The organism is Streptomyces sp. NPDC102402, assembly GCF_044765765.1.
In the GTDB taxonomy this organism is placed as follows: domain Bacteria; phylum Actinomycetota; class Actinomycetes; order Streptomycetales; family Streptomycetaceae; genus Streptomyces.
This window is the reverse complement of record NZ_JBIWKR010000003.1, coordinates 197,034-209,089: the sequence shown is the minus strand read 5'-3', so window position 1 is coordinate 209,089 and position 12,056 is coordinate 197,034. Positions and strand designations below refer to the sequence as shown.

The following is a 12,056-nucleotide window of genomic DNA, read 5'->3' as shown; positions in this document are numbered from 1 at the left end:
GCCCGCCGTCCGGGGATGGGGGAACGGCCGCGCAACATGGGGGTGTCGGGCGGCGGGGGTCGGGTGCGCACCCCGGAAGATGCGGGACGCCTACCGATGTGCCCCCTTCCGCTTCCCGGCACCATCGGCGGAGTACGGCAGTCCGTCGTCCCTCCCCCGGCCAGGAGGCCCCGCTGATGCCCCTTCCCCCCGCCCGTCCCGGCTCCGCCGGCGCGGTGTACTTCTCGCTGCTCGGGCCGCTCTCGGCGGTGATCGACGGCAGGCCCCTGCCGCTCGGGCCCCGGAAGCAGCGGCTGGTCCTCGCCACCCTGCTGTCCCGTCCCAACACCCCCGTGCCGGTCGATGTGCTGACGGACGTGGTGTGGCCCGAGGGGCCGCCGCGGACCGCGCGCAAGAATCTGCAGGTCTACGTCAGCGCCGCCCGTGCGCTGTTCGGGGGCGCGGACGGCGACGACCGGGACCGGGTGGTGCACGACTGCGGCGGCTACCGGCTGCGGGTGGAGGAGGGCGAGCTCGACACCCTGCGCTTCCGGACGCTGGCCCGGGCGGGCCGGGCGGCCGGGGAGCGGGGGGACCTGCGCACCGCCGCCCGGCTGCTCCGGGAGGCGCTGGACCTGTGGGGGGAGCGTCCGCCGCTGCACGACCTGCGTGACTCCGCCGGTGTGGCGGAGGAGGCCGAGCGGCTGGAGGCCCGCTGCCTCACGGTCTACGAGGACTGGGCCGAGGCCGAGATAGAGACGGGCCGGGCGGGCTCGGCGCTGGACGGCCTGCGGGACCTCGTCGAGCGTCACCCCTACCGGGAGAGGCTCCGGGCGGCGTGGATGAACTCCCTCCACCAGACCGGACGCCAGGCTGAGGCGCTCGCGGTGTACGACGACTACCGGCAGCTGCTCGCCCGGGAGCTGGGCCTGGAACCCAGTCCGGCGATGACGGGCCTGTACCGGGCGATGCTCGGCGAGGGCAGGGCGTCCCGGCCCTCCGCTCCCCGGAGCGCGGCGGCCGGCGTGTCGCTTCCCGCGGACAGCAGGCACTTCACCGGCCGGGAGGACGAACTGGCCCGGCTGCTCGACGTGTCGGGCGGCCCGGACGGTGCCGTGCTGGTCGTCTCCGGCCCGGCCGGGGTGGGGAAGTCGGCTCTGGCCGTCCGGGCGGCCCACCTGCTCGCGGACCGGTTCCCCGACGGCCGGGTCCACGTCCGGGCGCGGCGGGAGGACGGTGCCGCGCGCGGCCGGAACGACATGCTGGACGAGCTGGGGCGGCTGTGCGGGGCCGGCGGTCCGGCCCGGCCGGACCCCGCGCAGGCCGAGAACGCCTGGCAGGACTGGCTGTCGCGGCACCGGGCACTGATCGTGCTGGACGACGTGGCGGACGAGGCGTCGGTGCGGGGGCTGCTGCCCCGGTCCGGGCGGTGTTCGGTGCTGCTCACCGCCCGCGGTCAGCTCGCCGGTCTCGAAGCCGCGCACCGGACGGCTCTGACCGCGCCCGGGGAGGACGAGGCGCTGGAGCTGCTGGGGACGCTGATCGGCGAGGACCGGCTGCGGACGGACCGGGCCGCCGCGCTGCGCGTCGTACGGGCCTGCGGAGGGCTGCCGTTGGCGGTGGCGGTGAGCGGGATGCGGCTCGCGGTGCTGCGGCACCTTCCGCTGGCGGAGTACGCGGACCGGCTGGAGGACTCGGCGGGGGTCCTGGACGAACTGGTGGCCGGGGACGTGTCCGTACGCTCCCGGCTCGCCGCTGGCTGGCGGGACCTGGGTGCCTCCGACCGGGGGGCGCTGGTCCGCCTCGCGGGGCCGGCGTGGGACGGCGGCTTCACGCTGGAGCGGGCGATGACGGCGCTGGACCGCGACGAGCGGGGGACCATACGCGCGGTCGAGTCACTCATCGACAGCGGTGCGGTGACCTCCCCGGCGGGTGAGGTCACCGCACACGCCGCGCTGTACGAAGTGCCGCGGCTCCTCTGTCTGTTCGCCCGTGAGGAGGCGGGCCGGGAGGGGGCCGGCGCACGGGAGCCGGCTCCCCTGCCCGGGAGCGGTGCTTCCCGCCTCCTCAGCCGAGGGTGAGCAGGTCCAGCAGGCCGGGGCGGCTCGCCCCGGCCTGCTGCACGGGCACGTCCCCCTCGCCGGAGTCCTGGCCTGCGGACAGGAAGCGCAGGGCGAGCAGCAGCCCGGCCGCGCCTGTGCCCAGGTCTGCGGAGAAGCGCCGCAGTGTCGCCCCCGGGACGAGCAGCCGGTCCTCGTCGGCGACGAGGTGCCAGGCGAGGTTGCGTACGGAGGCCAGGACCCCGGGCCCGGTCCGGGTCACGGGGTCGAGCTGGCCCGCCGCGGCTGCGAGGCCCGCACGGCCGGTGAACAGCCCGGGTTCGCGGACGAACTCCATCGCGCAGCCCTTGGCCACACCCGGGATCAGAGCGCTCAGTGCCTCGTCCTCGTACCGGGCGGTGTAGGCCTGCGCGACCAGTGCGACCCCCGAACTGCCCTGGCCGAGATAGAGCAGATGGCGCCGGCCGTCCTTCACCTGGAGCGAGCCGTCGTCCATGGTGACCAGGTGTCCGGCCTCCCGTTCCAGGGCGGTTCGGGCGGCCCGGCGCAGCCAGTCCTCGCCGGTCAGGGTGTGCAGTTCGAGGAGGAGGAGAGCGGCTCCGCTCAGCCCGCGCAGCAGCCCGGCCGACTCCGGCGGCTTCAGGCCGTCCACGTGTTCGCCCCGCACCAGCCGGTCCAGGTCCCGCGCGGTGCGCAGGGCGCCGTCGACGAGCCGGGGGTCGGGGGCTGCTGTGCCGCTCAGGCGGGCCATGCGGAGTGCGGCGAGTGCGGTGCCCGCGCGTCCGGTGAGCAGATCCGCCGACGCCGTCGACGGCCCGGCGGACGTCGCGCGCTCCCACACCTCCCGTCCCTGCTCGGTGCGGCCCAGGAGGCAGAGGACCAGCGCCGCGCCGGGCAGCCCGTCGTAGAGTCCGCCGGCCCCGGCGGGGTCCCTGCGCAGCGCCGCCGCCGCGAGCCAGTCGGCCCACTCCCCGGGGACGGGGGCGCCCGTCCGGTGGAGGGCGTACAGGACGCCCGCCGCGCCGTTCACCAGGTCGGTCCCTCCGGTCGCGAAGAGATCGGGGCCGCCCGGGAAGAGACGGTCCGCCCGGCCGGGAGTGGCTCCGGCGTGGATGCCGGCGAGGAGCCCCGTGCGTATCCCCGTCCAGTCGACCTCCGGCCCGTCGAACAGGGCGGCCACCTCGGCCTCCCGCCGCCGTGAGGCGTCCAGGCCGCCGAGCAGTCCGGGCCTGCGTGGCCCCGCCCCGGGCGCAAGCGCGTAGCGCCGGCGGGCCCAGCGCTCCAGGGTGAGGGCCTTCGCCCGCTCGAGTCCGGCCATCTCCATGACCGGCATCAGCATGGAGAGCCAGGTCGCCCAGAGCGCGTAGGCGTCGGCTTCCGCCCCGGGGGTGCCCTGGGGAGCCTGGAGGCCCTGGCCACCGGCCAGCGGGATGTCCTGGTCGTCGAGGGCGGTGGCGTACTCGAAGTCGACGAGGGCGATCCGGCCGTCGGGCCGGACGATGATGTTGGAGGGGTGCAGGTCGCCGAAGCGCAGGCCGCGCGCGTGGATCGCCTCCAGCGCCCGGGAGAGTTCAGCGGTCACCGCCTCCGTCCACGCGACGTAGGGGGCGAGTTCCTCGGCCGTGTCGGCCCCGCGCACGAGGGCGAAGCGGGCGACGATCTCCTCCAGCAGGGTGTTCCCCTCGATGTGCTCCTCGATCAGGAAGTGGTGCTCCCACACGGTCCGCACCCCGTACACCTCGGGTACGCAGTCCAGCCCGGCCAGCGTGGTCAGCGCCCGGTGCTCGCGGTGCAGGCGGGTGACGGCGTCGTCGCCCGCGCCGTCCAGGCCGCAGTGCGGCCGTGCCTCGCGCAGGACCACGCGCCGTCCCGTCCCCCGGTCCTCGGCGAGGTAGATCCCGCCCGCGTTGGAGAACTGGAGGGCCTCGGTGACCGTGTACGGGAAGGAGTCGTCGCGGGCGGCGGCGCGCGCCGCGAGGTGCGGCCGCAGGTACTCGGGGACCTCGGCCCACGAGGGCATCCGGAACACCACACCGCGCTCGTCGGGGACGAGCTTCCCGGACGGGTCCCGCAGGGCGAGGACCCGGCGGCCCTCTGCGTCCTCGCACCAGAGGGGGACGTAGGCGCCGTAGCGCGTGTAGACCGGTGCGTCGCCGATCCGCAGGTCGCTGAGGACGTAGGGGCCGCTGCGTCCGGCCAGTGTCCGGGACAGTTCGTCGGCCAGGGCGAGGAACACGGTCTCGTCGGGCGGGTAGGCCGCGATGAACTTGCCCGCGCCGCTGCGGTTGACGTGCTTGCCCGCCATCAGCAGCAACGCCTTCTCGCTGCGCAGGAACTTGAAGGGCACACCGTGGCGGACGCAGATCCGGGCGGTGTCCCGCAGGGTGGCCTCGGCCTCGCCGGGGACGGTGGACACATGGATCTTCCAGCCCTGTTCGGCGGGTTCGACGTGCTCGGGCAGCAGCGAGGTCCACAGGCCCACGGCCTGGCGGCGCCAGCCCGCCGGAGGCGGATCGGTGTCGAGCCGGTAGCGCGACTCCTCGTCGGGCAGCCGGGCCGGGGTGTCGAAGTACGTACGGTCGGCGAGGCAGTACAGCTGGGTTTCCTGGATGCCTGGCACGCTCGGCTCTCTCTTCTCGAAGCCCGCGGGAGCGGCGGACGGTGGGTGTGGGCGGCGGGCCCCGGTTCGCGGATCAGTCCCCGGTGACGGCGGGGTTCGCACCGGCCGGTGCGTGGTCCGGGGTCACCGGGGGCCCGGTGCCGGGCTCCGGCGGGCCGGCGGGCTCCTCCGCCCGGTGCGGGGAAGGCTCCGTCCGCGCCGAGCGGGCGAAGGTGACCACGAGGGCGGAGACGGCCAGCACGCAGCCGGTCAGGGCGAACGCCCAGCGGGCGCCGAAGGCGGTCAGCAGGGCCCCTCCGGCCAGCGGCCCGAACGGCTGGACCACGGAGGACAGGAAGCCGGCCGCGCTCTGCACCCGGCCCACCCGGTCCTCCGGGGTCACGACCAGGAGCTTCGAGAGGAATCCGATGCTGGCGATCGTCGACAGGCACATGGTGAGCGCGCACATGAGCCCGGCCACCAGCGGCCGGCTGATCCAGGCCATCACCCCGGCGGCCGCCACGCAGGTCCAGCAGGTGGCGACGATCAGGACCCGGGAGTGCCGGGCGGGGCTGATCCGCGGCGCGAGCAGCGCCCCGGACAGCGCCCCGGCGGAGACGCAGGTGATGACGAAGCCGCCGCCGACGCCGGACGTTCCCCCGTCGGAGAACGCGGTCAGGGCGGTGAAGGTGAGTGCCCCGAACGCGAAGTTCATCCCCAGGCCGAACACGAGGAGGACCGTACGGAGGTAGGGCAGGCCCCACAGGAAGGTCAGCCCGGCCAGGAGCTCGCGCCGGCTGAACACGGCGCCCGCCTTCGCCCTGGCCCGTGAGCGGGTGCGTACGAGGGCCACGCAGACGGTCGACAGGAGCAGGCCCAGCGCCTCGGCCGCGAACGGCAGGGCCGGGTGGACGCCGAACAGCGCTCCCCCGACGAGGGGTCCGACGAGCCGGGCGGTCTGGGTGCGCGCCTGGAGCCGCGCGGTGGCGGTGCCCATCTGGTCGGCCGGGACGACCGCGCGCATGAGGCCGAAGACGGACGGCCCGTAGACGCTGCCGATCACCGCGCCCGCAGCGGCGCAGAGCAGGACGAGTGCCATGGGGACGTGTCCGGCCCAGACGGCCGCGGTGAGGGCGGTGACGACGATCAGGCTGCCGACGTCGCAGATCCGCATCAGCCGGCGGCGTTCGACACGGTCGGCCATCACCCCGCCGGGCAGCATCGTGATCAGCACGGCTCCGACGGACACCGTCCCGACGGCTCCGGCCTGCACCGCCGATCCGGTCTCCTTGAGCACCAGCAGCGGAAGGGCGAGGGCGCTCATCTGCCCGCCCAGGACCGCGAAGAGGCCGCTCAGCCAGAGCAGCCTGAAATCCCTGTTGCCGCGCAGCGGCGTGGTCATCGTGAACTCCCGGGGACGGTCTGGGTCGTGACGAGGGCGCGGGCCCGTCCGGGCCGCGGAAGCGACGGCGGGGCGGCTCCGTCACGACGGAACCGCCCCACATCACCGGCCGGCCGGGCGCCACGGCGGGAGGTCCTGCCCCGTCCTCCGTGGCGCCGCCCCGGTGTTCCCGGTCAGTCCGCCAGGACGACGCTGATCACGCTGACGCAGCTGCCGCCCGGGGCCTCGATCTCCTTGTGGGCCGTCTCCTGGAGGTCCAGCACGGAGTGCGCCTCGACCTCGGGGGTCTCGTTGTTGTCGTCGGCGACGGGCTGGGTGTTCTCGGACATGGTGGTCTCCGTCCACTCGTGAGTGCACTGCCCCGGGGCCGGCGGGATGTCCCGCGGTCCGGTGCGGCGGGCTGTTGCCTGCCGTTGCCGAGAAAGTTAGGAGGGCCGGCCTGGGAGACGCTTCGGCAGCGGTATGGCAGCGGTATCAGGCCAGTTGGGAGTGTGTGCGCGCCCCCGGAGACGGACGGCCGGCAGGGTCCGGCGGGGCCGGTGAGCTGGGCCCATACCGTTCCTGAACCGGGCGTGGCCCCTCACCGAACCGGTGCGCCGGAACCTGGGTACGCGCCTGACGCGCCCCGGCCCTCTGAAGGAGGCGGTCCCGCATGGAACTCGGCGAACTCGTCGGACGGCGGCCCTTCCCCGCCGCCGGCCTGCTGCTCGGTCTCACCCGGCGCTGCCCGCTGAGCTGCGCCCACTGCTCGACCGGTTCGTCCCTGACGACACGGGAGGAGCCCGACGCGGGCCGTCTGGTGCGCTTCGTCGGCTCGTTCACCCGGGAGGACCGCCCCGACGTGGTGATGCTGACCGGTGGGGAACCGCTGCTGCTGCCCGCGCTCGTGGAGGAGCTGAGCGCCCGGGCCCGGGCCGCCGGGTCGCGTACGGCGCTGCTCAGCGGCATGTTCTTCGCCCGCTCCCGGGAGATCCCGGCGCCGGTCCTGCGCGCGATCAGGGGCGTCGACCACTTCTCCGCCAGCCTCGACGCCCACCACGAGCGTGAGATACCACGGGCCGACGTCTTCCGCGCCGTGCACCGGATCCGGGAGACGGGTGTGGCGGTGAGCTTCCACCTCACCGGTACGGGAGCCGAAGACCCCTACCTCGCGGACATCACCCGCGCCGTCGACACGGAGTTCGGCGGCCAGGTCCCCTCGCTGGTCAACGAGGTGCGGGCGTTCGGCCGGGCGGCCTCCTGGGCCGCTCCCGCCCGTACCGGCCCGGACACCGGCACACCGTCACCGTGCGCCATGGCCGCCTGGCCGGTCGTCGCCTTCGACGGCGCGGTGCTCGCCTGCTGCAACCAGGACACCGTGGACCTGCGGCCGGCCCCCGCGCACCTGTACCTCGGGCACATCGGCACCGACGACTGGGCGACCGTACGCGGCCGGGCCCTGGAGTCACCGGTGCTGCGCATGATCCGCACGGTGGGCCCCGCTCACCTGGCCGCACGCGCCGGGGCCCCCGCGGACGGCACCTCGTACTGTCACGGCTGCCGGGCCCTGGGGTCCGACGACAGGGTCGCGGACGAGGCACGTTCGGTGGCGTCGGGTGCCGTCGGGGCACTGCTGGACCTGACCGCGGCGCACCGCGGGGCGGCGGAGGGGCCGGTGGGCGTCGTACGGCACCACGGCTGTGCCGCCTACGCGCCCCTGGTCCTGGCCCGGGTCCCCGCCGGGGACGGTCCCCGGTGAACGCCCCCGGGCCGGCCTCATCGGAGCGGCTGCGGGTCACCCTGGGACTGCTGGACGCGGAACTGCTGGGCGCGATGGAGTACATGTGGCGCGCCGAGGAGCTGCTGCCGCGCTACCGGCGCTATCTGTGCACCATGCACGCCGTGGTGCGCGCCTCCGTCCCGCTGATGGAGCGCGCCCTGGAGCGGGCCGCGCTGCTGGAGGTACGGGGCGATCCGCTGGCCGGCCCGCTGGCGGCGTACCTGCGTGAGCACATCCAGGAGGAGGAGGGCCACGACGGCTGGCTGCTGGAGGACATCCTGGCGGCGGGCTCGCTGCCCGGGGACGCGCTCGGCCCGATGCCCACGCCGGTCGTCGCGGCGCTCGCGGGCTCCCAGTACTACTGGGTCGAGCACCACCACCCGGTGGCCCTGCTCGGCTACATCGCGGTGCTGGAGGGCTACGCGCCCGCCGCGGACCTGACCTCCCGCATCGCGGCCACGACCGGTCTGCCGGACGCCGCCCTGCGGACGGTGCGGGAACACGCGGCCCTGGACACGGGGCACCTGGACGAGCTGTACGCGCTGCTGGACCGGATGCCGCTGACCCGTGGCCAGGAGTCCGACGTGACGGTCAGCGCCCTGCACTCCCTCGACGCGCTCACCCGGCTGTTCGTCCGGCTCGGGCGCTCCGCGACGGCACCGCCGCCGCGGGGAGCCGGACCTTCCTCACCGACGGGAGTCACCCCATGACCCGACCACCCGACAGCACCGGCGTCCCCCCGACGCCCGAAGACGGTGAACAGGCCGGGATCCCGGCCGCGTTGTACCGCGCCGGCCTGCCGGTGGACATGCTCACCGACGAACAGCGCCTGGTACTCAGCGAGCTCACGGAGGAGGAACTCGCCGTGCTGCTGGACATCAAGAGCCGGCTGGACGCGGTGGAGCCCGAGGTCCGGGCGCACGGCGAGATCGCCGGCGGCGCCCTGTTCTGAGCCGTGTCCGCGCGGTCCGGCCCGGCCCCGGGCCGGTGCGGGCTCCGCGGCCCCGGGCGGGCGGGGACGGTGCGCGCCGGTACGGACGCGCCGTCCCCGCCCACCCGGCAGCGCAGCCCCGCCCCCGCCGAGAAGGGATAGTCATGACCTGCCCCACGTGCCGCCAGGATCTGCCGGAGGAAGCCAGGTTCTGCTCGTCCTGCGGGACGCCGTGCGCCGTGGCAGCAGCTCCGCCGGAGGACGAACGCAAGCCGGTGACCGTGCTCTTCTGCGATCTCGTCGGCTCCACCGCCCTGTCGGGTGAGCTGGATCCGGAGACACTGCGCACGGTGACGCTGCGGTACTTCGAGGCGATGAGCGCCCAGATCGTGGCCCGGGGCGGCACTCCGGAGAAGTTCATCGGCGATGCCGTGATGGCCGTGTTCGGTGTGCCGGTGGTGCGGGAGGACGACGCCCGGCGCGCGCTGGCCGCGGCGCTCGGCATGCGGGACGCGCTGGCGGAGCTCAACGAGGAGCTGCGCGCCACGCTCGGCATCACGCTGACGACCCGGGTGGGCGTCAACACCGGCCAGGTGGTGGCCGGTGGCGACGCGACGGCGCGTCAGGCCCTGGTGTCGGGAGAGACCGTCAACATCGCCGCGCGCCTGGAGCAGCACGCCGGCGCCGGTGAGATCCTCCTCGGCCCGGACACCCTGCTCGCCGCCGGGCCCACGGTCTCCGCCGAGCCCACCGGACCGCTGCGCCTGAAGGGCAAGCAGGACAGCGTGGAGGCCTACCGGCTGCTGGCCCTGGGCGCGGACGATCCGGCACTGCTGCGCCGCTTCGACGTGCCCTTCGTCGGGCGCCACAGTGAGCAGGGCGCGCTGGACGCGGCCCTGTCGGACACGGTGAGCGAGGGGCGGGCCCGCCTGCTGCGCCTCACCGGCGAGCCCGGTGTCGGCAAGACCCGGCTGGTACGGGAATGGCTGGCGCGGCGCTCCGCCTCGGGACTCCTCTCCTACGGTGCCGGCCGGTGCCGCGGACACGGGGACCAGGGCACGCTCACCCCCCTCGCCGACGCGCTGCGCGGCCTTCCCGGACTCGCCGCACCGGCACCGCCCTCGGAGGGCGGCGCGCCCCGCCCCGGCGACGCGGCGGACGACGCGTTGTCCCTGCTGTCCGCGGGAGTGCTGCGCGACGGCACGCCGAACGCCCCGTTCGAGGACATGTGCGCCGCGCTGGCCACGGTGCTGGGCCGGACGGCCCGGCGCCGTCCGTTCGTGCTGGTGCTCGACGACACGCACGAGGCGGCACCCCTGCTGATGCGCACCCTGGCGAGGCTGACCGACGGCTCGGGGCCCGCCGGCGTGCTGATGGTCTGTGTCGGCCGTCCGGACGGGACCGCCGAGACCGCGGACGGCCTCCAGCTCACGGGGCTGCCCCGCGAGGAGAGTCTCCGGCTGGCCGGCCTGCTGGCGGGGCTGGAGGGCGGGGCCGGACCGGTGGACGAGCGGCTCCTGTCACGGGCCGAGGGCAATCCGCTCCATCTGGAACAACTGCTGGTCGGCGGCGGGGTGGACAGGGTCTCCTCGGACGGGCCGGACGCCGGACTGCCGCCCACGCTCCAGGCCCTGCTCGGCGCCCGGATCGGGGCGCTGGCCCGGACGGAGCGGGCCGTGGTCGATCTCGCCGCCGTCATCGGCCGCGAGTTCACGGCGGTGGAGCTGCTCCTGCTGGAGGCGTCCGCGCGGTTGGCGGAGCGGCGGGCCCCCGCGGTGGTGGAGGTGTCCCCCACCGAACGGGCGCGCCATCTGGGGCGCATCGAGGAGGTGCTGGTGGCGCTGACCGGCCGGCGCCTGGTCGAGCCGGCTCCGGGGACGGGTCCGTCGGGCTACCGCTTCAGCAGCGGGCTGGTGCACGAGGTGACGTACGCGTCCCTGTCCAAACGCGCCAAGGCGGACCGCCACGCCTGGGCGGCCGAACTGCCCAGGGTCCTGCGGGCCGGGGACGGCGCCGTCGGCGGCCATCTCGAACGCGCCTGCCGCTACCGGGCCGAGCTCGGGCTGCTCGACGACCGGACCGGACAGCTGCGCGGCCGTGCGGCCGCCGCGCTGGGCCGGGCCGGTGCCCAGGCCGCGTCCCGGTCCGACCTCACCTGGGCGGACGACCTGCTGGAACGCGCGGTCGCGCTGGACCCGGAGGACGCGGGCTCGGTCCGCAGGCTCGGTGAGGTCCGGGTGGCCCTCGGGCGCACCGGGAGCGGGGCCGGACTGCTGCGCCGGGTACGCGGGATGGACTCGGCGCCGGTGGAGTCCGCGCACGCCAGGCTCGCGCTCGCCGTGCTGGATCCCACGGGTCCGGGCCCCGGGCTCACCGCGACGGCGCGGGAGGTGCTGCCGGTCTTCGAGGCGGCCGGGGACGCGCTCGGCCGGGCCAGGTCCCATCTGAGGCTCGCCCAGCACCTCCAGCAGGCCGGCCGGCACGAGGAGGCGGAACGCGACCAGGCGTACGCCCTGGAGCAGGCGGTCCTGGCGGGTGCCGAACCGGAGCGGGCCGGCGCCCTGGGAGCCATCGGCATCTCCCTGTGGCGCGGTCCGGTGCCGGCCCCCGAGGCGGTGGCCCGCTGCCGTGCGCTGCTGGCCGCGCACGGCGAGGGGCGCCCGACGGTCAGGCTCACCCTCAACTGCCCCCTGGCGGTGCTGTACGCGCTCCAGGACCGGCCCCGCGAGGCGCGTGCCTGCCTCACCGAGGCCCGGGATCTCGCCGGGAAGCTGCGCTTCGCCGAGGCCGAGGTGTTCCTGCCGGTGTTCGGGGCCGCGGTGGAGGCGCTGCTCGGCCACGGGCCCGCCGCTCTGGAACTGCTGGTGAGGGCGGACGAGGCGGCACGGCGCGCCGACGCGGGCGGACTGCGGACGGCGGTGGCGCTGGACGCGGCCCGGATCGAGCTCGACGGGGGCCGGACCCGGCGGGCGGCGGCCTGGGTCGCGGGCGTCGGGGAGGCCGCGGAGCTGAGCCCCGCGGACGCCGTCGACCTGAACGGCCTGCGGGGCCGGCTGGCCGCCGCCGACGGGCGCCCGGCGGAGGCGGCCGGCCACGTGGACCGTGCCGTGCGTGCGTCGCTGCTCACGGACTCCCCGCTGGTCCGGGCGACGGCGGAGCTGGACCGGGCCCGCACCCTGTTCGCGCTGGGGCGGCGGGCTCCCGCCCTGGCCTCGGCGCGTGCGGCGCGGGAGCACTTCGTGAGCAAGGGGCATCTGCCGGGGGCCCGCCTGGCCGCCGGCTGTGTGCCGGACGAGGCCATGGTCACCACGACGGAGAGGAGCTGA

8 protein-coding genes are annotated in these 12,056 nt (G+C 75.7%); 5 read left to right on the top strand and 3 right to left on the bottom strand.

What is annotated here, in order from left to right; all coding sequences use genetic code 11:
* Positions 1 to 176: 176 nt before the first annotated feature.
* Positions 177 to 2,060 (top strand): BTAD domain-containing putative transcriptional regulator, encoded by a 1,884-nt coding sequence (locus ACIRJR_RS10505; RefSeq protein ID WP_403776945.1) that lies wholly within the window; start codon positions 177 to 179, stop codon positions 2,058 to 2,060.
* Here the strand turns inward: ACIRJR_RS10505 and lanKC are convergent.
* From lanKC to ACIRJR_RS10490, 3 genes are all read right to left on the bottom strand, one after another.
* Entirely contained in the window at positions 2,047 to 4,659 is a 2,613-nt protein-coding gene (lanKC, locus tag ACIRJR_RS10500) for a class III lanthionine synthetase LanKC (RefSeq protein WP_403776943.1), read from the bottom strand. The two genes, ACIRJR_RS10505 and lanKC, sit on opposite strands and share 14 nt — an antisense overlap.
* 73 nt (positions 4,660 to 4,732) lie before the next feature.
* Complete coding sequence (locus ACIRJR_RS10495; protein ID WP_403776940.1) at positions 4,733 to 6,040, bottom strand: MFS transporter; 1,308 nt, start codon at positions 6,038 to 6,040, stop codon at positions 4,733 to 4,735.
* Between the two features lie 173 nt (positions 6,041 to 6,213).
* A complete protein-coding gene (locus ACIRJR_RS10490; RefSeq protein ID WP_403776937.1) occupies positions 6,214 to 6,369 on the bottom strand; it encodes a hypothetical protein in 156 nt (51 codons plus the stop codon).
* Between the two features lie 323 nt (positions 6,370 to 6,692).
* On the opposite strand from ACIRJR_RS10490, the gene ACIRJR_RS10485 reads away from it, so the two are divergent.
* The 4 genes from ACIRJR_RS10485 (at position 6,693) to ACIRJR_RS10470 (ending at position 12,056) form a co-directional block, all read left to right on the top strand.
* On the top strand, positions 6,693 to 7,778 hold the full coding sequence (locus ACIRJR_RS10485) for a radical SAM protein (RefSeq protein ID WP_403776934.1): 1,086 nt from the start codon (positions 6,693 to 6,695) through the stop codon (positions 7,776 to 7,778).
* A complete protein-coding gene (locus ACIRJR_RS10480; protein ID WP_403776932.1) occupies positions 7,775 to 8,509 on the top strand; it encodes an iron-containing redox enzyme family protein in 735 nt (244 codons plus the stop codon). Before ACIRJR_RS10485 ends, ACIRJR_RS10480 begins: the two co-directional genes overlap by 4 nt.
* Positions 8,506 to 8,751 carry an aroma-sacti cluster domain-containing protein gene (locus ACIRJR_RS10475; protein WP_403776929.1) on the top strand — a complete coding sequence of 82 codons (246 nt, stop codon included), beginning with the start codon at positions 8,506 to 8,508 and terminating at the stop codon, positions 8,749 to 8,751. The genes ACIRJR_RS10480 and ACIRJR_RS10475 overlap by 4 nt, the downstream gene beginning before the upstream one ends.
* 143 nt (positions 8,752 to 8,894) lie before the next feature.
* Positions 8,895 to 12,056 (top strand): adenylate/guanylate cyclase domain-containing protein, encoded by a 3,162-nt coding sequence (locus ACIRJR_RS10470; RefSeq protein WP_403776927.1) that lies wholly within the window; start codon positions 8,895 to 8,897, stop codon positions 12,054 to 12,056.